This is a genomic window from Stenotrophomonas sp. YJH_SMC_64, from assembly GCF_059371375.1.
This window is the reverse complement of record NZ_JCAFUN010000002.1, coordinates 98,049-116,635: the sequence shown is the minus strand read 5'-3', so window position 1 is coordinate 116,635 and position 18,587 is coordinate 98,049. Positions and strand designations below refer to the sequence as shown.

Sequence of the window (18,587 nt, the reverse complement as noted above, 5' to 3'; positions counted from 1 at the left end):
TGCGCTCCTCTTCCGTGAGTGCGTGGGCTCGGAACAGGGCCCGGTGTCAGCGCTCGCCCGCGTAGGGGTCGTCGATGCCCAGCTCGGCCAGGATCTCCCGTTCCAGCTGTTCCATCGCTTCGGCTTCCTTGTCGTCCTCGTGGTCCCAGCCGAGCAGGTGCAGCACGCCGTGCACGGTCAGGTGCGCGTAGTGGGCGTTGAGCGCCTTGCCCTGTTCGTCGGCCTCCCGCGCTACGACCGGTGCACAGATCACCAGATCGCCGAGCAGCGGGAACTTGACGCCCTTGGGCAGGCCTTCGGGCACTTCGGCCGGGAAGCTGAGCACGTTGGTGGCGTAGTCCTTGCCACGGTAGTGGCGGTTCAACGACTGGCCTTCCTTGGCGTCGACCACGCGGATGGCCAGGTCGGCCTCGCGGATGCGGCCCTTCAGCGCGGCAGCCACCCACCTGCGGAAGCTCACTGCCGCCGGCAGGCCGGCACGCGGCAGGGCGTAACTGACGGCGACGTCCAGTCGCACGGGACCACGGGTCATGGAGTTGCTCCAGGTTGGATCTGATGCAGGTCGCGGCGGTCGTAGGCGCTGACGATGCGCGCCACCAGCGGGTGGCGGACCACGTCGCGGGATTCGAAGAAGGTGAAGCTGACACCCTCCACGTCGCGCAGCACATCGATGGCATCGCGCAGGCCCGACTTCACGTGCTTGGGCAGGTCGGTCTGGGTCAGGTCACCGGTGACCACCGCGGTGGAGCCGTAGCCGAGGCGGGTCAGGAACATCTTCATCTGCTCGATGGTGGTGTTCTGTGCTTCGTCCAGGATCACGAACGCATCGTTGAGCGTGCGGCCGCGCATATAGGCCAGCGGCGCGATCTCGATGACGTTCCTTTCCAGCAGCTTGACCACCTTTTCCACGCCCATCATCTCGTACAGGGCGTCGTACAGCGGTCGCAGATAGGGATCGACCTTCTGGCTCAGGTCGCCGGGCAGGAAGCCCAGCTTCTCGCCGGCTTCCACCGCGGGGCGGACCAGGATCAGCCGCTGCACCCGCGATTCGTTCAGCGCTTCGACCGCGCTGGCCACGGCCAGGAAGGTCTTGCCGGTGCCGGCCGGCCCGATGCCGAAGTTGATGTCGTGGGTTGCGATCTGGTGCAGGTAGCGGGCCTGGTTGGCACCGCGCCCGCGTACCGTGCCGCGCTTGACCTTGATCGCCACCTCCTGCGCTTCGTAGGAGCGTTCGGCGATCTGCTCGACATTGGCCTGCGCCAGGCGCAGGTGGATGGCGTGGTTGTCGAAGGTGGTTTCGCCGGCTTCGGCGTACAGCGCTTCAACCAGCTTCTGCGCCTCGACGATGGCTTCGTTCGGCCCGCTGATGCGGAACACGAAGCCACGGTTGGCGATTTCCACGCCGAGTTTCAGTTCGATCTGCCGCAGATGCCCGTCGAACGGGCCACACAGGTTGGCCAGCCGTTCGTTGTCTTCCGGCGACAGGGTGAAGTCTCGATGCTCGATGCTTTTCATTGCTTCGGGTGGGGCGGACGCCTTCCACCGCAGTGTATTCAGGGGAGACAAGGGTAGCGCGCGTGCGGGGCACACGGCCAGCAGACGGTCGATACAGCGTTTTCCACACCCGGTGTGGACGGGGGGCGCGAAAACCTGTGGATAGACCTTCGCAATGCTTGTGCCACAAGGCCCATGAGGTCCTGGTGAAAAAAACGTCATGGTCGCTCGTCGCTTCGGCAGCACTGCCGCGGGGGCCTGCACGGGGGCATTCATCGTGACGACAGTGCAGGTTTCGTTGCCGGGTGAGCAACAAAGCCGGGCGCTGGCGGATTTCCACAACGGTTGTGGAATGATGCCGAATCAACCTGTGGATAGGTGGTGCGGAGCCTTGCAGCAAAAGGCGTGCCGGCGCGTGGCGAAAAAACCGCCAGGGCTGATCGGAATCATTGAGGGTGCACGGGGCACATGGCACCGTGTCGCCGTCGCAGGAGGGGATGGCATGGGCATCGGCAACGGGATGCGAGGAATCGGACTGGCGGGCATCGGCCTGCTGGCCGGGTGTGTGCAGTCAACACCGACTGCACTGGGCACGCTGGAGTGGGACCGGATCACGGTGCCGGCGCCGGCGGCCGAAGTGATCGCCACGGTGGAGGTGCGCGAGGGACAGCAGGTCAAGGCCGGCGCCGTGCTGATGCAGCTCGACCCGGCCCGCGGTGACGCGCAGTTCGCCGCAGCGCAGGCTGATACGGCGCGTGCGCAGGCGCAGCTGGAAGAACTGAAGATCGGCCCACGCCAGGAGCAGATCGCGCAGGCCCAGGCGCAACTGGCCGCGCTGCGCGCACAGGCTGCCGAAGCAAGTGCCTATTACCGGCGGGTCCAGCCGTTGGCACAGCAGCGCTTGATTGCCGCCGCTGAGCTGGATCGTGCACGTGCCGCCGCCGGCAATGCCGAGGCCAGCGTGCGTGCTGCCGAGCAGGCCTGGCTGGAGCGGGTGCACGGCAGCCGTGTGCAGGATATCGCCCAGGGCCAGGCGGCCGCCGATGCCGCGCAGGCGCAACAGGCAGTGCAGGCCGTGAACCTGCAGAAGCTGCAATTGCGTGCGCCGCGCGACGGCGTGGTCGATGCCTTGCCTTACCGGCAGGGCGACCAGGCGCCGGTCGGCGCGCCGCTGGCGGTGATGCTGGTCGGCGAGCGCCCCTATGCGCGCGTCTACCTGCCGCAGCCATTGCGGTTGCAGGTCAAGGTCGGGCAGGTCGCGCAGGTGCACCTGGAAGGGCAAGGCACTGCGTTGAAGGGGCATGTGCGCTCGATCCGCAGCGAGCCTTCATTTACTCCGTACTACGCACTGACCGGTGACGACGTCGCGCGCCTGAGCTACCTCGCCGAGATCGAAGTGGACGCTCCCTCCGACATGCAGAAGCTGCCGGCGGGAATGCCGGTGCAGGTGAGCTTCTGAACACCGGCAACGACATCGCGGTGCATGCCCAGGGCCTGACCCGCCGCTTCGGCGATCTGCTGGCCGTGGACAATGTCGACCTGATCGTGCCGCGTGGCCAGGTCTATGGCTTCCTGGGCCCGAACGGGTCGGGCAAGTCAACCACCATCCGCATGCTGTGCGGCCTGCTGGAACCGGGCGCCGGCCAGATCGAGGTGCTCGGCCTGGCCGTGCCGGAGCAGGCCGAGGCACTGCGCCGGCGCATCGGCTACATGACCCAGCGCTTCTCGTTGTATGAAGACCTTTCGGTGCGCGAGAACCTGGAATTCCTCGCCGCCATCCAGGACCTGCCGCGTACGCGGGCCCGGCAGCGGGTCGACGAACTGCTGCAGCAGTACCGTCTCCTGGACCGGCAGCCGCAGCTGGCCGGCACCCTCAGTGGTGGCCAGAAGCAGCGCCTGGCGCTGGCCGGCGCCGTCGTGCACGCGCCCGAGCTGTTGTTCCTGGACGAGCCGACCAGCGCGGTCGACCCGGAGTCACGCCGCGATTTCTGGGAGGCCCTGTTTGAACTTGCCGACGCCGGTACCACCGTGCTGGTATCGACCCACTACATGGACGAAGCCGAGCGCTGCCACCGGCTGGCGATCCTCGATCGAGGCGCGCTGGTCGCCGATGGCACGCCGGCCGAACTGTGTGCACGGCTGGACGGCCGCACGCTGCAGGTCACGTCGGCGCAGCCGCGGCAGGCCAGCCGCGCGTTGTCTGAGCTGCCCGGCGTGCTGAGCGTGGCACAGATCGGCACGCAGCTGCGCGTGCTGTGCAGCGAGGCGGCCGCCGATGCGCCAGCGTTGCGGCGCGCGCTGGCCAGCGCCGATCCGCAGGCCCGCATCGAGGCGGTGGCGCCGAACCTGGAAGACGTCTTCGTCGCCGCCACCCGCGGCCGTGGCCGGGAGCCAGCGGCATGAACCTGCGCCGGCTGTGGGCGATCATGCTCAAGGAATTGCGCCAGCTGCGCCGCGACCGCATCACGCTGGCGATGATCGTCGGCATTCCGGTGATGCAGCTGCTGCTGTTCGGCTACGCGATCAATCTCAACCTGCGCCACCTCGACGCCGGTGTCGCCGACCAGGCCAACAGTGCGGCGTCACGCGCGCTGGTGCAGGACATGGTCGCCACCGGCGTGATCACGCCGCGCAGCGAAGCCTATACGCCCGACCAGCTGATGCGGGCGCTGCGGCGTGGCGAGATCAGTGTCGGCATCGTGGTGCCGGCCGACTTCGAGCGCCGTCGCTTCGATGGACGCGAGGCGGTGCAGGTACTGGTTGATGGCAGCGACACCGTGGTGCAGAGCGCGGCGATCCAGCTGGCGCAGGTGCCGCTGGAGACGCGACCGACCAGCAACACGCGGCCGCTGCGCGAAGGCAGCATCGCCGGTGGTCCAATCAGCGTGACCAGCTTCTACAACCCGCAGCGGCGTTCGGCGGTGAACATCGTGCCAGGCCTGATCGGGGTGATCCTGACCATGACCCTGGTGATGTTCACGGCGGTGGCGGTGGTGCGTGAACGCGAGCGCGGCAACATGGAGCTGCTGATCGCCACGCCGGTGTCGCGCAGCGAACTGATGGTGGGCAAGGTGCTGCCCTATGCAGCCATCGGCCTGCTGCAGACCACGCTGGTGCTGGTGCTGGGCACCTGGCTGTTCCAGGTGCCCATTCGCGGCAGGCTGCTGGACATCTACCTGGCCGCGGTGCTGCTGGTGCTGGCCAACCTCGCACTGGGGCTGCTGATTTCCACGCGCGCGCGCTCGCAGTTCCAGGCGATGCAGATGACCCTGTTCCTGTTCCTGCCGTCGATCCTGCTGTCGGGCTTCATGTTCCCGTTCGCGGGCATGCCGCGGCCGGTGCAATGGCTGGCCGAAGTACTGCCGCTGACCCACTTCCTGCGCCTCGTGCGCGGCATCATGCTGCGCGGCGCCTCGCTGTGGGAGCTGTGGCACGACGCGCTGGCGCTGCTGGCCTTCATCGCGGTGATGATGACCCTGGCGATCCTGCGTTTCCGCAAGCGTTTGGATTGAGGCATGCCGACCAACGGTCGGCATCCACCCTGGTAGGTGCCGACCGTTGGTCGGCATCCACCCTGGTAGGTGCCGACCGTTGGTCGGCATCAATTCGGTGGGTGCCGACCGTTGGTCGGCATCAATTCGGTGGGTGCCGACCGTTGGTCGGCATCAATTCGGCAGGTGCCGACCGTTGGCCGGCATCAACTCCGGTGGGTGCCGACCGTTGGTCGGCATCAATTCGGTGGGTGCCGGCCGCCGGCCGGCATTAATTCGGTGGGTGCCGACCGTTGGCCGGCATCAATTCGGTGGGTGCCGACCGTTGGTCGGCGCACTTTATTCCGCCACCACGCGCGCGCGCAGCGAATTGGTCAGCGCCTCGGTGATCACCACATCCACGAACTGGCCGATCAGCCGCGCCGGCGCCGGGAAGTTCACCGAACGCATGTTCTCGGTCTTGCCGGTCAGTTCGTTCGGGTTCTTGCGCGAAGGGCCTTCCACCAGCACGGTCTGCACGGTGCCGACCATCTTCTCGGAGATGCCGGCGGCGTGCGCATTGATGCGCTCCTGCAGGCGCGACAGGCGCGCGTGCTTCTCGGCATCGCTGATCGTGTCCTCCAGGTCGGCCGCCGGGGTCCCCGGGCGGCGCGAATAGATGAAGGAGAAGCTGTGGTCGAAGCCGATGTCCTCGATCAGCTTCATGGTCTTCTCGAAATCGGCATCGGTTTCGCCGGGGAAGCCGACGATGAAGTCCGAGCTGATCGAGATGTCCGGGCGCACCGCGCGCAGCTTGCGGATCTTCGACTTGAATTCCAGCGCGGTATAGCCGCGCTTCATCGCCGACAGTACGCGGTCGCTGCCGGCCTGCACCGGCAGGTGCAGGAAGTTGGCCAGCTGCGGCACGTCGCGGAACGCATCGATCAGCGAGTCGCTGAACTCCAGCGGGTGCGAGGTGGTGAAGCGGATGCGGCCGACGCCGTCGATCTCGGCGATGGTCCGGATCAGCAGGCCGAGATCGGCGAACTCGCCATCTCCATAGGGGCCGCGATAGGCATTGACGTTCTGCCCGAGCAGGTTGATTTCGCGCACGCCCTGCGCGGCCAGCTGCGCCACTTCCACCACCACGTCCTCGAACGGGCGGCTGACTTCGGTGCCGCGGGTGTAGGGCACCACGCAGAACGAGCAGTACTTCGAGCAGCCTTCCATGATCGACACGAACGCCGAAGCGCCTTCGGCACGCGGTTCCGGCAGGCGGTCGAACTTCTCGATCTCGGGGAAGCTGATGTCCACCTGCGGGCGCTTCTGCTCGCGGCGGGCGCGGATCAGCTCCGGCAGCCGGTGCAGGGTCTGCGGGCCGAACACAAGGTCCACGAACGGCGCACGCTTGATGATCGCCTCGCCTTCCTGCGAGGCAACGCAGCCGCCCACGCCGATGATGACCTCGCGGCCCTTGTTCTTCAGGCCCTTCCAGACGCCCAGCTGGCTGAACACCTTCTCCTGCGCCTTCTCGCGGATGGAACAGGTGTTGACCAGGATGACGTCGGCGTCTTCCGGGGTATCGGTCAGTTCCAGGCCATCGCTGGCGGCGAGCACGTCGGCCATCTTGGCCGAGTCGTACTCGTTCATCTGGCAACCGTGGGTCTTGATGTACAGCTTGCCTTTCACCTGGTCGGGCTTGCGCGGACCGGCGGGCAGGGCAACGAGCGGGGCACCGCCCGGCGGGGCGGGCGGAAAGACGTCTGGCGTCCCGGTCATGGCGCTTAATCCATTCGGGTGGCGGGAAAGCCGGCAATTCTACCTGCATCCCGGCGCGTACGCCGCGCTGTGCGCTCGCGGGGCACGGCCCCGCGCTACCCGCATCCCGCCGGCCCCGGTAGCGCCGGGCGGTGCCCGGCGGGCGCCCTTACGCCGCCGCCAGCTCCGCATCGATCTGCCGCGAACGGTCGAACGCGGTCATCGCGCTCATCCGTGCGATGTAGTCAGCCGTGGCCGGCGCCGGCTGTACCAGGCCAAAGGCCGTGGTCCACGCCAGTGCATTGCCCCACAGCACGTCGGCGGCGCTCATGACCTCGCCCAGCAGGTACGGGCCCTGCGCCAGCTGGGCCTCGACCACCTGCAGCACGGTCTCGGCATCGTTGTACGGCGACATCAGGCGCGGCGGCGGCTCGCGGTGCATCGCCTTGTCGATCATCGCCGGCTCGAAACAGGCGCCATAGAAGGCCATCCAGCGCAGATAGGGCCCGCGCAGGGCGTCACCGATCGGCGGCGCCAGCCCGGCTTCCGGATACAGGTCGGCCAGGTACAGGTAGATCGCCACCTGCTCGGTCACCAGTGCGCCGTTGTGGACGATGGCCGGCACCTTGCCCATCGGGTTGATAGCCAGGTAGGCCGGGGCCAGGTTGGCGCCGGCTTTCAGGTCCAGCACCTGCATGCGGTAGTCGGCACCCAGCGCTTCGAGCAGGGCCACGGCGCCGCTCGAGCGGGAACGGGCGGCGTGGTACAGGGTGATCTGGCGTGAATTCATGGCATTGCTCCTTGCGGTGGGTGGTGAACTGGAGGCCATCCTGGGGCACTATTGCGGACGACTTCTGTCCTCGATCCTTCATGCGCCATACCGCCCATCGTCTGCTGCGCCTGATCGCCCTGCTGCAGGCCCGCCGCCAGTGGTCCGGGGCCGAGCTGGCCGAGCGCATGGGCGTGGACCGGCGCAGCATCCGCCGTGATATCGAGCGCCTGCGCGAGCTGGGCTATCCGGTGCAGGCCTCGTCCGGGGTCGGCGGCGGCTACCAGTTGGGGGCCGGGGCCCCGGTGCTGCCGATGCTGCTGGACGAGGAGGAGGCGACCACCCTGGCCATCGCCCTGCGCGCAGCCTCGGCCACCGTTGCCGGGATCGACGACACCGCGCGTGGCCTGTTGTCCAAGCTCGATCCGCTGGTGCCGACCCGTCGTCGCCAGCAGGCCGGCGAGGTGCATGCAGCGACGGCCACCCTGTCCGACCTTCCGTCCACCGACGCACGCCTGCTCGGGCGGCTGGCCCAGCACTGCCGACAGGCGTCACGGCTGGCCTTCGAATACCGCAGCGCGCAGGAAGCCGTCACCCAGCGCGAGGTCGAGGCCCAGCACCTAGTCAACTACGGGCGACGCTGGTATCTGCTTGCCTGGGACCTGGGGCGGCAGGACTGGCGCACCCTGCGCGTGGACCGCATGGGCGCCGTACGTGAGTGCGCCGGGCCGGGCCTGCACCGGCGCACCCCGGCGCCGCCCGATGTGATGGTGCGGCAGGCGGTCAGCCAGGCGCCGTTCGCGCTGCAGGCCATCCTCCGCCTGTCCGGCAGCCATTCCGAGCTGGAAGGCCGCATCCCGCCGTGGTGTGGAGTACTGGAAGCGGATGGCCCCGACCACTGCCTGCTGCGCATGGGCGCCGAGAGCCGCGGCATGATGCTGGCGCAGATTCTCAGCCTGGACCGCCTACCCGTGGCGCTTTGGACCACCCCGCCGGGCCTGCGCGACGAACTGGCGCAGCGCCTGGCGGGCCTCGGCCAGCTGCTGGCTGTGCCGCCGGTCACAGGCTGAGCCACGTCGCTTGGCAAGCCCCGGCGAAGCTGGGACACTCGCCGCCATGAAGGGGATACTGGGGACAACGGCGATCATCATCGCTGCGCTGACCGCTGCGCCGGCCAGCGCTGGAACCCTGTACAAGTGCCAGGGCGCTGACGGCGTCACCAGTTATGTGAGCAAGCGGGTGGCCGGCGCGCGCTGCAGCACCATCAGCTACACCCGTGACACCCGCCCGGCACCTCGACCGGTGGTGGCCGCGCCCAGGCCGGCACCGACAACGGTGGCCAGCATCGAACGCAACCCGGTGGCCGTTGCTGCGAGTGCCGCAGCGCCGGCAACGGTCGCGCCTGCGTCCGTGCCGGCATCCGGTCCCGCACAGCCGGTCGCCTCGCGCAGCGGGCGCATGGTCAGTGGCCAGGTGTATTCCTTCATGAAGGATGGCGTGCGCCACTACACCAGTGCGCGCCCGGCACAGGTGGCCAGCCTCGGCCCGGTCCGGACCATCCGCTACAGCTTCATGGAGCGCTGCTATGCCTGCGGGGTCAATCCACGCGTGGACTTCGGCACCGTGCGACTGAACACCTCGGCCTTCCAGGCCGAGATCACCTCGGCCGCGCGCGAGTTCGGCGTGGAGGAGGCGGTGGTGCGCGCCATCATCCATGCCGAGTCGGCCTACAACCCGACCGCGCTCAGCCGTGCTGGCGCGCAGGGCCTGATGCAGCTGATGCCGCCGACCGCCGCGCGCTTCGGCGTAAGCGATTCCTATGACGCCGGGCAGAACATCCGTGGCGGCGTGCAGTATCTTGCGTGGTTGCTGAAACGCTTCAATGGCGACCTGACCCTTGCCGCAGCCGGCTACAACGCTGGCGAAGGCGCGGTCGACCGCCACGGTGGCGTGCCGCCCTACAGCGAGACCCAGTACTACGTGCGCCGGGTCGGGCAGCTGGCCGAACGTTACCGCACCGCCCTGAGTCACCAGTAGGCGCCGACCGTTGGCCGGTACTCCTTGAACGGTAGGTGTCGACCGTTGGTCGGCACTCCTTTGAAAGGTAGTGCCGGCCGCTGGCCGGCAACCCCGCAATCAATGTTGTTGCAATGCGTTGTGTGGCGCGCGACGGTTCCGCTACACTCGACCGTGATTCAATGCGGCTCTGGCCCCCACCGGATCCGCTGGCAGCCTTAAAGCTACCTAATCAATATCGGAGTGCCGGATGGCCAACGATGGGGTACACGATCCAGTCAACACCGGACGTCGGCGTTTTCTTTCTGCCACCACAGCCGTGGTGGGCGCCGTCGGCGTCGGATTCACCGCAGTTCCTTTCATCAAATCCTGGAACCCCAGTGCCCGCGCCAAGCTTGCCGGCGCACCGGTGGTGGCCGACATCAGCGCCCTGCAGGAAGGTCAACGCCTGATCGTGGAATGGCGTGGCCAGCCGATCTGGATCGTCAAGCGGTCCAAGGCCATCCTCGATGCGCTGCACGGGCTGGACGGCCGTCTCAAGGACCCCGAGTCCGGCGAGAAGGACCAGCAGCCGGACTACGTGCTGAAGCAGAACCCCGAACTGCGCTCGATCAAGCCGGATATCTCCGTACTGGTCGGCCTGTGCACGCACCTGGGCTGCTCGCCGGAAATGGTCGCCGAAATCCGGCCTGAGCCCTACGACCCGCAGTGGAAGGGCGGTTACTTCTGCCCGTGCCACAAGTCGCGCTTCGACATGTCCGGACGCGTCTTCAAGGACGTGCCGGCGCCGATCAACCTGAAGGTGCCCGCGCACCATTACCAGGACGACAACACCATCATCATCGGTGTCGATCCGCAGGGGGCTGCCTGATGGCCAATATCCTCAGCCGTACCGCCAGCGGCGTGGCCGACTGGGTCAACGCCCGCGCGCCCGGCCTGATGCCGGTCTACCGGAAGCACGTCAGCGAGTACTACGCGCCGAAGAACTTCAACATCTGGTACTACTTCGGTTCGCTGGCGCTGCTGGTGCTGGTCAACCAGATCGTCACCGGCATCTTCCTGACGATGCACTACAAGACCAGCGCCGCCGAGGCGTTCGGCTCCATCGAATACATCATGCGCGATGTGGAGTGGGGCTGGCTGATCCGCTACATGCACTCCACCGGTGCCTCGCTGTTCTTCATCGTGGTCTACCTGCACATGTTCCGTGGCCTGCTGTACGGCAGTTACCAGAAGCCGCGCGAGCTGGTGTGGATCCTCGGCATGCTGATCTACCTGGTGTTGATGGCCGAAGCCTTCATGGGCTACGTGCTGCCGTGGGGCCAGATGTCGTTCTGGGGCGCCAAGGTGATCATCTCGCTGTTCGGCGCGATACCGGTGATCGGCAACGGCCTGACCGAATGGATCATGGGCGATTACCTGCCCAGTGACGCCACGCTCAACCGTTTCTTCGCGCTGCATGTCATCGCTCTGCCGCTGGTGCTGTTGCTGCTGGTGGTACTGCACCTGGGCGCGCTGCACGAAGTGGGTTCGAACAACCCCGATGGCGTGGAGATCAAGAAGGGGCCGAAGGGCAACCGCTGGTCGCCGAACGCACCGGCCGATGGCATTCCGTTCCACCCGTACTACACGCTCAAGGATGGCGTCGGCGCCGGTTTCCTGCTGATCATCGCCGCCTTCATCATCTTCTTCGCGCCCGGTTTCGGCGGCCTGTTCCTGGAGCACGACAACTTCACCGAGGCCAACCGCCTGGTGACCCCGGAACACATCAAGCCGGTCTGGTACTACACGCCTTACTACGCGATGTTGCGCGTGGTGCCGAACAAGCTCGGTGGCGTGCTGGTGATGTTCTCGGCCATTGCGATCCTGTTCCTGGTGCCGTGGCTGGACAAGGCCAGGGTGAAGTCGGTGCGCTACCGCGGCTGGATCTCGAAGGTGATGCTGGGCGTGCTGGCGGTGTGCTTCGTGTGGCTGGGCGTGATTGGTTCCGGCCCGGGCACCGACGTGCACGAGACCTACATCGGGCGGGTGCTGACCTTCCTGTACTTCGCGTTCTTCATCACCATGCCGCTATGGACACGGTTGGACAAGACCAAGCCGGTACCGGAGAGGGTGACCACCCATGACTGATCGCTGGATGGTCCGGTTGGCCCTGACGGCCACCCTGATGCTGGGCAGTTTCCTGGCCTCCGCCGCCGAAGGTGGCACCAAGCTGCTGCAGGCCGGCAACGATCTGGGCGACCGCGCTTCGCTGCAGCGCGGCGCGCAGCTGTACATGAACTACTGCTCCGGCTGCCACGCGCTGAAGTACCTGCGCTATTCGCGGATGGCGCAGGACCTGGGCCTGACCGAGGAAGAGGTGATGAACAACCTCAACTTCACCGGCTCGGCGATCGGCGACCCGATCCCGGTGGCGATGCCCAAGGAGAACGCGGAGAAGTGGTTCGGCAAGATGCCGCCCGATCTCAGCCTGATCGCGCGCGTGCGGGGCAGTGACTGGGTCTACACCTACCTCAAGTCGTTCTATCTGGACAGCAGCCGGCCGCTGGGCTGGAACAACGCGCTGTTCGCCAATGCCTCCATGCCCAACCCGCTGTGGGAGATGCAGGGCCTGCAGCATGCGGTCCATGGCAAGGCGGAAGCGCCCGGCATGGACCCGCCGGTGACCGGCCTGAAGATCGAAACGCCGGGTTCGGTTGATGCCGGGCAGTACGACCAGGCGGTGCGGGACATCACCAACTTCCTCGAGTATGCCGGCGAACCGGCCGCGCTCAAGCGCCAGCAGCTGGGCGTGTGGGTGATCCTGTTCCTGGCCCTGCTCACCTTCCTGCTGTACCTGCTGAAGAAGGAATACTGGAAGGACGTTCACTGAATCTGCCGCCGGCCATCGCACGGGCCTATTGGCTTTTGTGATGGTCGGTTGCACACTCGGGGAGGAGTCGACCGCCGGCACGGTGCCGGCGGCGCCGATGCGGCAGGCGGTCTCCTGTCGTGGGAGAGCCTTTGATGGCGGCGAGCGTACGCATGCGCAATACACTGACGCTGTTTTCCTCGAACGACGATGTACTGTGCCACCGTGTACGCCTGGTCCTGGCGGCCAAGGGTGTGACCTTCGACTTCGTTCCGGTCGATCCACAGAACCCGCCTGAAGACCTGATCGACCTCAATCCGTATCACTCGGTGCCGACCCTGGTCGAACGCGAGCTGGTGCTGTACGCCGCATCAGTGGTCAGCGAGTACCTGGACGAACGTTATCCGCATCCGCCGCTGATGCCGGTCGATCCGCTCTCGCGTGCGCGCATCCGCCTGGCGATGCTGCGCATCGAGCACGACTGGGTGCCACAGGTGCAGGCCATCCAGCTCGGCAACAAGACCCAGGCCGAGGCTGGCCGCAAGCGCCTGAAGGAGCTGCTGACCGCCTCGCTGCCGCTGTTCAAGGCCAGCAAGTTCTTCCTCAACCCGGAAATGAGCCTGGCCGACTGCGCGATGGCGCCGATCATCTGGCGCCTGCAGTCGCTGGACGTACCGCTGCCGAAGGACGGCAAGGCGATCGAGGACTACGGCAACCGCATCTTCCGCCACCCCGGTTTCGTCCGCAGCCTGACCGATCAGGAAAAGAAGCTGCGCGATCTGCCGGTCTGATCCGGGCCTGCGTTACCCGTCTGCACGCCGACCGGCGTGCAGGTGATCCGCCCCGGCGGGGCGCCGGGCGCGTACACTTCACGCATGACCGAAGACTTCTTCCACATGACCAGCCACCGCCCGTACCTGCTGCGGGCGCTGGTGGAATGGATCAACGACAACCAGCTGACCCCGCACATCCTGGTCGACGCCGGCGTTCCCGGCGTGCAGGTCCCGCCTTCGGCGGTCAAGGATGGCCGGGTCGTGCTCAACATCGCCGAACGTGCTGTCGTGCGGCTGATGATCGACAACGAGATGGTGAGCTTCTCGGCGCGCTTCTCCGGTACCAGCTACCCGGTGCAGGTGCCGATCAGCGCCGTGCTGGCCGTCTACGCCCGCGAGACCGGGCAGGGCATGGCGCTACCGGATGACATCCCGGGCAACGAGACCGCTCCGACCAGCGATGAGCTGCTGCACGAGGAAGGCACGCCGCCGGACGATACGCCGCCGGCCAGCCCGCCGCCGAAGGGGCGCCCGAACCTGCGCGTGGTCAAGTAACCAGGTAACGGTGGGTGCCGACCGTTGGTCGGCACGCCTTCAGCCCTTACACATCCTCGGCATCGTCCACATCCGCGCGGATCTGGCTGATCCGCGCCGCGCCCGGACCAGTGAATGAGATCAGCTGGTCGCCGCGCAGCACCATGCGGCCCACGTGGCGATCGATGCCGTCGTAGGAATACTCGAACTTGAAGGTACGTTCGAAGCCGAGCCGGCCATCTTCGCCGCGCGACAGGCGCAGGCCGGTGGCGTGCACCGCCTGATCCAGCCATTGCACGTCGGCAGCACGGCAGGCATTGCGCCCCAGTTCGACCGCGCGCTCGGCGGCCGAACGCGCCGCGTTCCAGAAGAAATAGATGATTCCGCCGGCAATCAGCAACAGCAGCAGGGTTGGCATGGCGTCAGCCGTCAGGGGTCGATCCCGCAAAGATGGCGGCGAACGCGCGCGGGATCAAGCGCTGCACTCACCGCCGCGGCTGCGGTTCGCTGGACATCGGCTGCGTGGGCACGATGACCGGTTGCGGTGCCGGAGTGGGCTGCATCGGCGTCGCAGTGGGCGAGGGCATCACCAGCGGTGAGGTTGCAGTCAGCTGCAGCAGCGCTGCCCAGTCCTGCCGGTTGAAGCTGCATTCGTCCTCGCGACCTGGTGTGCAGCCGGGGTCGATGCCGGTGCTGTTGCGTTCGCGTGCCGGAGGCAGCTTGATCAGCCCCGTACGATCCAGCTGCAGCAACCGCATCGCTACGGTGTTCATCACGTTGCCACCGACCAGGTACAGGGTCTGGTCGCCGCCGAGGTTGGCCGCCACCACCACTTCGCAATGCGATTTCCAGTGGCCCACCGAGCCATTGCCCAGTGCCTGCACCAGCCCGCTGTAGCTGAGCGTGGTGCTGCGGTCGCGCAGGAAGCACAGCAGGTCGCCCGGTGCGGGTTTGGCCGTGGCCGGGTCGACCAGCCGGTACGGCACGCCCGAGGGGCCGCCCTGGTAGGCGGCACGGATGTAGTCGATGTGGCGTGGCGACGTATTGAAGCCAGGAACGCCGGACTGCACCATCACCCAGGAAATGAACGCGGCCGACCACGGGTTGTCGATCAGGAAGGCGCGGCAGTCGCTGTCGGTGTAGCGCGTGCCCAACGGCGCCAGGCAGCTGCTGGCGCCCGCGATGCTGCCCATGGCATTGAGTGTGCCGCTGTTGCGCCAGTAGCCGGCCACGCGCTGCCAGGCGATCAGGCCATTGTCTGCCAAGTGATCGCTTTCGGCTTCGGTGACGCTGAGGCTGGCGGCACGGCCTTCACGATCGATGAAGGGCCGGTACCAGAGCCGGTGCTCATTGCAGGCGGTGTTGCGGATGGCCACCGCCAACGGACTCAGGCCGAAGCGGGGCGGAACATCGCAGGCCTCGGCGGCCGCTGCGGACAATGGTGCCGCGGCCAGCAGCAGGCAGGCAGGCAAGAGCATCCGGCGCATGCGCGGCTCCTGTGGGGGATACCTCAGCGTCGCAGCGCTGTCGTGAACGCCGGGTGTGAGAACGGGGTCAGATCCCTTTTCCCATGGACAACGGATCGGCCCCCACGCCAGGCCTCAACCCGGCGGCGGGCCCAGCTTCAGCGACAGATCGATGGCCTGCACGTGCTTGGTCAGTCCACCGATGGAGATGCAGTCAACGCCGTCCTCGGCGATCGAACGCAGGCCGCCCAGGCCCACGCTGCCGGACACTTCCAGCGGAATGCGGCCGGCCGTGATGCGCACTGCCTCGCGGCGCAGGTCGGGGCTGAAGTCATCCAGCAGGATGCGCTCGCAACCGGCTTCCAGCGCCTGGCGCAGCTGGGCCAGGTCCTCGACCTCGACCACCAGCGGCAGCGCGGGCCATTGCCGGCGCGCGGCGGCCACCGCCGCGGCCAGCGAACCGGCGGCACGGATGTGGTTTTCCTTCAGCATCACCGTGTCATAGAGGCCGAAGCGGTGGTTGTCGCCGCCGCCACAGCGCACTGCGTACTTCTGCGCCAGGCGCAGGCCAGGCAGAGTCTTGCGCGTGTCGAGGATGCGCGTGCCGGTACCGGCCACCGCCGCCACGTAGCGGGCAGTGGTGGTGGCGGTGCCAGACAGCGTCTGCAGGAAGTTCAGCGAGGTGCGTTCGGCGCTGACCAGGCTGCGGCTGCGCCCGTGCAGCAGGGCCAGCACGGTGCCTGCGGTGACCGCGTCACCTTCGGAGACACGCCATTCGATGCGCACGTCCGGGTCGAGTGCGCGGTGGGTGGCGTCGAACCACGGGCGGCCGGCAATCACCCCGTCCTGCTTGCACAGCAGGTAAGCGCTGTCGGCCTGGTCGGGCAGCAGGGCGGCGGTGACGTCGCCGCTGCCCAGGTCCTCGGCCAGCGCCCGCGCGACATCGGCGGCGACAACGGCCGCATCCGGCGTCGGCAGCGCGCTCATGCGGCCGGGAAGTCGGCGATCTGGGCGGTCGGGATGGCTTCCTCGGCCAGCAGCACCGGGATGCCGTCGTCAACGCGGAACACCTGCTTGCGGTCGCGGGTGACCAGGGCTTCGCGCAGCGGCTGCGCCAGCGGGTTGCCATCGGCCTTGTTCACCGCGCCGGCGGAAATGGCCTTGTTGAGGGCTTCCAGGCCCTTGCCATCCAGCAGGGACAGGGGCTGGCGGGTGTCCGGCGACACCAGCAGGTCGAGCAGCTTGCGATCCATGGTTCTTCGTCTTGCGTGGAAGATGGCTAGAATACGTCTTTAAGGCAGGTGACGGCCAATGACCCCCAACCCGATCGCGCCGCTTGTCGGCATCGTCATGGGTTCCCGTTCCGACTGGGAAACCATGCAGCACGCCGCCCAGAAGCTTGAAGCCCTGGGTGTTCCGTTCGAAGTGAAGGTGGTGTCCGCGCATCGGACGCCGGATGTGTTGTTCAGTTACGCCGAGCAGGCGGGCCCGCGTGGCCTGCGCGCGATCATCGCCGGTGCCGGCGGGGCCGCCCACCTTCCGGGCATGATCGCCGCCAAGACCGCCGTGCCGGTGCTGGGCGTGCCGGTGCAGTCCAAGGCCCTCAACGGCATGGATTCGCTGCTGTCGATCGTGCAGATGCCGGCCGGCATCCCGGTCGCCACCTTCGCCATCGGCAATGCCGGCGCGTCCAACGCGGCGCTGTTCGCTGCTGCGATGCTGGCCAGCGACCAGCCGGCGATCGGCCAGGCGCTCGACGCCTTCCGTGCACGCCAGACCGAAGACGTGATGGCCCACGACGATCCGCGCCAATGAGCCTGACCGTCGGCATCCTGGGCGGCGGCCAGCTCGCCCGCATGATGGTCCTGGCCGGTGCGCCGCTGGGACTGCGCTTCCAGCTGTACGACCCGGCGGCCGACGCCTGCAGTGGCCCGCTGGCGCCGCTCACCGTCGGTGCCTTCGATGACCGCCACGCGCTGGCGGACTTCGCCGCCAAGGTCGATGTGGTCACTTTCGATTTCGAGAACGTGCCCGCAGACAGCGCGCAGTTCCTGGCCGACCGCGTGCCGGTCTATCCGCCGCCGGCCGCGCTGGCGGTGGCCCAGGACCGATTGAGCGAGAAGACCCTGTTCCAGCAGTTGGGCATCCCGCTGCCGGCCTTCGCTGATATCCGCAGCCGTGACGAGCTGGCTGCGAAGGCGGCTGAGTTCGGCCTGCCGTGCATCCTCAAGACCCGCCGCCTTGGTTATGACGGAAAGGGCCAGTTCCGCCTGCGCAGCGAGGCCGACATCGACGCCGCGTGGGATGCACTGGGCGCGCAGGTCGAGCGTACCGGCCTGATCCTGGAAGGCTTCGTGGCGTTCCAGCGCGAGGTCAGCGTGGTCGCCGTGCGTGGCCGCGATGGCAGCTTCGAAGCCTGGCCGGTCACCGGCAACTGGCATGTCGACGGCGTGCTGTCGGCCAGCGTGGCACCGGCTGTGCTGTCCGATGCCGAGCAGCAGGCCGCGATCGGCTATGCCCGCCGTGTCGCCGAGCACCTGCAGTACGTCGGCGTGTTCGCGCTGGAGCTGTTCTGTCGCGATGGCGAGCTGTTGGCCAACGAGATGGCGCCGCGCGTACACAACTCCGGCCACTGGACCATCGAGGGCAGCGAGACCTCGCAGTTCGAGAACCATCTGCGTGCCGTGCTGGGCCTGCCGCTGGGCAGCACCCGCATGCTCGGCCACGCCTGCATGCTGAACTGGCTGGGCGCGATGCCGGACCCGGCACCGGTGCTGGGCCAGGCCAGCGGCCATTGGCACGACTATGGCAAGGAGCCGCGCGAAGGCCGCAAGGTCGGCCACGCCACGTTGCGCGATGACGATGCTGCCGCGTTGGCCGATGCGCTGGAGCAGGTCGGCCTGGAGCTGGATCGCCAGGCCCAGGTGGCGCCGGCGGTGCACGCGCTGCGCAATCGCTGAGCCCGGTAGTGCCGGCCGCTGGCCGGCAGTGCAACGCTGTGAAGCGCCGGTGCAGGCATCGGCGCAACATTCCCGGTGGTAGCGTGGAGCTCCTCTCACAGGAGTCACCCCATGCTCGACTGGAATGCCTACCGCAAGGAACTGAAGGGCCGTATCGGCGAGATCGGCAAGCTCTCGCCGGATACGGTGAAGGGTTACGCCACGCTGGCCAATGCCGGTGCCCAGACCAACCACCTCGATGCGAAGACCCGCGAGCTGATCGCGTTGGCGGTGGCGGTCACTACCCGCTGCGACGGTTGCATCACCGTGCACGTGGATGCCGCGCTGAAGCACGGTGCCAACCGCGAGGAAATCGCCGAGGCGCTGGGTGTGGCGGTGTCGCTCAATGCCGGTGCGGCGCTGGTGTACTCGGCGCGGGTGATGGATGCGGTGGCCGCGCACGAGAACGCGTGAAGCCACGCTCTGCTTTCCGGTAGTGCCGGCCGCTGGCCGGCAG

The 18,587-nt window shown here is 67.4% G+C and carries 21 protein-coding genes; 13 read left to right on the top strand and 8 right to left on the bottom strand.

The genetic code is table 11. The annotated features are described in order from the left end of the window. Window positions 1–46: 46 nt before the first annotated feature. Together ybeY and AC5P9L_RS02270 are read right to left on the bottom strand one after the other, a co-directional pair. On the bottom strand, window positions 47–532 hold the full coding sequence (gene ybeY, locus AC5P9L_RS02275; protein ID WP_032966554.1) for an rRNA maturation RNase YbeY: 486 nt from the start codon (window positions 530–532) through the stop codon (window positions 47–49). Beyond that, window positions 529–1,515 (bottom strand): PhoH family protein, encoded by a 987-nt coding sequence (locus AC5P9L_RS02270; RefSeq protein WP_033834734.1) that lies wholly within the window; start codon window positions 1,513–1,515, stop codon window positions 529–531. The genes ybeY and AC5P9L_RS02270 overlap by 4 nt, the downstream gene beginning before the upstream one ends. A 481-nt stretch (window positions 1,516–1,996) precedes the next feature. Between AC5P9L_RS02270 and AC5P9L_RS02265 the strand changes: the two genes are divergently transcribed. From AC5P9L_RS02265 to AC5P9L_RS02255, 3 genes are read left to right on the top strand one after another with little or no spacing between them, the layout of a single operon-like run. After that, complete coding sequence (locus AC5P9L_RS02265) at window positions 1,997–2,953, top strand: HlyD family secretion protein (protein ID WP_049396220.1); 957 nt, start codon at window positions 1,997–1,999, stop codon at window positions 2,951–2,953. A gap of 20 nt (window positions 2,954–2,973) precedes the next feature. Then, entirely contained in the window at window positions 2,974–3,897 is a 924-nt protein-coding gene (locus tag AC5P9L_RS02260; RefSeq protein WP_109337215.1) for an ABC transporter ATP-binding protein, read from the top strand. Continuing rightward, window positions 3,894–5,006, top strand: a complete 1,113-nt coding sequence (locus AC5P9L_RS02255) for an ABC transporter permease (protein WP_109337214.1) — start codon at window positions 3,894–3,896, stop codon at window positions 5,004–5,006. Before AC5P9L_RS02260 ends, AC5P9L_RS02255 begins: the two co-directional genes overlap by 4 nt. Window positions 5,007–5,324: 318 nt before the next feature. Here the strand turns inward: AC5P9L_RS02255 and miaB are convergent, their stop codons facing one another. After that, window positions 5,325–6,743: a tRNA (N6-isopentenyl adenosine(37)-C2)-methylthiotransferase MiaB gene (gene miaB / locus AC5P9L_RS02250; RefSeq protein ID WP_005408836.1), complete on the bottom strand. Its 1,419-nt coding sequence runs from the start codon at window positions 6,741–6,743 to the stop codon at window positions 5,325–5,327. 148 nt (window positions 6,744–6,891) lie between these two features. Next, window positions 6,892–7,512 carry a glutathione S-transferase family protein gene (locus tag AC5P9L_RS02245; RefSeq protein ID WP_005408837.1) on the bottom strand — a complete coding sequence of 207 codons (621 nt, stop codon included), beginning with the start codon at window positions 7,510–7,512 and terminating at the stop codon, window positions 6,892–6,894. 80 nt (window positions 7,513–7,592) lie between these two features. On the opposite strand from AC5P9L_RS02245, the gene AC5P9L_RS02240 reads away from it, so the two are divergent. The 7 genes from AC5P9L_RS02240 to AC5P9L_RS02210 all read left to right on the top strand — a co-directional run bounded on the left by AC5P9L_RS02240 (window position 7,593) and on the right by AC5P9L_RS02210 (window position 13,686). Continuing rightward, window positions 7,593–8,561, top strand: coding sequence for a helix-turn-helix transcriptional regulator (locus tag AC5P9L_RS02240; protein WP_033834738.1), 969 nt, complete (start codon window positions 7,593–7,595; stop codon window positions 8,559–8,561). 46 nt (window positions 8,562–8,607) lie between these two features. Next, on the top strand, window positions 8,608–9,528 hold the full coding sequence (locus tag AC5P9L_RS02235) for a lytic transglycosylase domain-containing protein (protein WP_049395455.1): 921 nt from the start codon (window positions 8,608–8,610) through the stop codon (window positions 9,526–9,528). Window positions 9,529–9,757: 229 nt separating this feature from the next. Further along, complete coding sequence (gene petA, locus AC5P9L_RS02230; protein WP_004151998.1) at window positions 9,758–10,378, top strand: ubiquinol-cytochrome c reductase iron-sulfur subunit; 621 nt, start codon at window positions 9,758–9,760, stop codon at window positions 10,376–10,378. Next, the gene (locus AC5P9L_RS02225) at window positions 10,378–11,637 is read left to right on the top strand and encodes a cytochrome b (protein WP_005408840.1); all 1,260 of its coding nucleotides are present in this window, start codon (window positions 10,378–10,380) and stop codon (window positions 11,635–11,637) included. The genes petA and AC5P9L_RS02225 overlap by 1 nt, the downstream gene beginning before the upstream one ends. After that, window positions 11,630–12,379, top strand: a complete 750-nt coding sequence (locus AC5P9L_RS02220) for a cytochrome c1 (RefSeq protein WP_005408841.1) — start codon at window positions 11,630–11,632, stop codon at window positions 12,377–12,379. Before AC5P9L_RS02225 ends, AC5P9L_RS02220 begins: the two co-directional genes overlap by 8 nt. Before the next feature lie 134 nt (window positions 12,380–12,513). Next, window positions 12,514–13,149, top strand: coding sequence for a glutathione S-transferase N-terminal domain-containing protein (locus AC5P9L_RS02215; RefSeq protein ID WP_005408842.1), 636 nt, complete (start codon window positions 12,514–12,516; stop codon window positions 13,147–13,149). 84 nt (window positions 13,150–13,233) lie between these two features. After that, window positions 13,234–13,686 (top strand): ClpXP protease specificity-enhancing factor, encoded by a 453-nt coding sequence (locus AC5P9L_RS02210; protein WP_005412806.1) that lies wholly within the window; start codon window positions 13,234–13,236, stop codon window positions 13,684–13,686. 46 nt (window positions 13,687–13,732) lie between these two features. Here the strand turns inward: AC5P9L_RS02210 and AC5P9L_RS02205 are convergent, their stop codons facing one another. The 4 genes from AC5P9L_RS02205 to AC5P9L_RS02190 form a co-directional block, all read right to left on the bottom strand. Then, window positions 13,733–14,083, bottom strand: a complete 351-nt coding sequence (locus AC5P9L_RS02205) for a DUF3301 domain-containing protein (RefSeq protein WP_005408844.1) — start codon at window positions 14,081–14,083, stop codon at window positions 13,733–13,735. Between the two features lie 67 nt (window positions 14,084–14,150). After that, on the bottom strand, window positions 14,151–15,152 hold the full coding sequence (locus AC5P9L_RS02200; protein ID WP_012479671.1) for a DUF2272 domain-containing protein: 1,002 nt from the start codon (window positions 15,150–15,152) through the stop codon (window positions 14,151–14,153). Between the two features lie 114 nt (window positions 15,153–15,266). After that, window positions 15,267–16,118, bottom strand: coding sequence for a carboxylating nicotinate-nucleotide diphosphorylase (gene nadC, locus AC5P9L_RS02195; protein ID WP_005408846.1), 852 nt, complete (start codon window positions 16,116–16,118; stop codon window positions 15,267–15,269). Then, the gene (locus tag AC5P9L_RS02190; RefSeq protein ID WP_005408847.1) at window positions 16,115–16,384 is read right to left on the bottom strand and encodes a Trm112 family protein; all 270 of its coding nucleotides are present in this window, start codon (window positions 16,382–16,384) and stop codon (window positions 16,115–16,117) included. Before AC5P9L_RS02190 ends, nadC begins: the two co-directional genes overlap by 4 nt. A gap of 58 nt (window positions 16,385–16,442) precedes the next feature. Between AC5P9L_RS02190 and purE the strand changes: the two genes are divergently transcribed. The 3 genes from purE to AC5P9L_RS02175 all read left to right on the top strand — a co-directional run bounded on the left by purE (window position 16,443) and on the right by AC5P9L_RS02175 (window position 18,544). Then, window positions 16,443–16,946 (top strand): 5-(carboxyamino)imidazole ribonucleotide mutase, encoded by a 504-nt coding sequence (purE, locus tag AC5P9L_RS02185; RefSeq protein WP_005412808.1) that lies wholly within the window; start codon window positions 16,443–16,445, stop codon window positions 16,944–16,946. Continuing rightward, window positions 16,943–18,091: a 5-(carboxyamino)imidazole ribonucleotide synthase gene (locus tag AC5P9L_RS02180; RefSeq protein WP_005408849.1), complete on the top strand. Its 1,149-nt coding sequence runs from the start codon at window positions 16,943–16,945 to the stop codon at window positions 18,089–18,091. The genes purE and AC5P9L_RS02180 overlap by 4 nt, the downstream gene beginning before the upstream one ends. A gap of 111 nt (window positions 18,092–18,202) precedes the next feature. Further along, entirely contained in the window at window positions 18,203–18,544 is a 342-nt protein-coding gene (locus tag AC5P9L_RS02175; RefSeq protein ID WP_005408850.1) for a carboxymuconolactone decarboxylase family protein, read from the top strand. The last annotated feature ends 43 nt before the right edge of the window (window positions 18,545–18,587 follow it).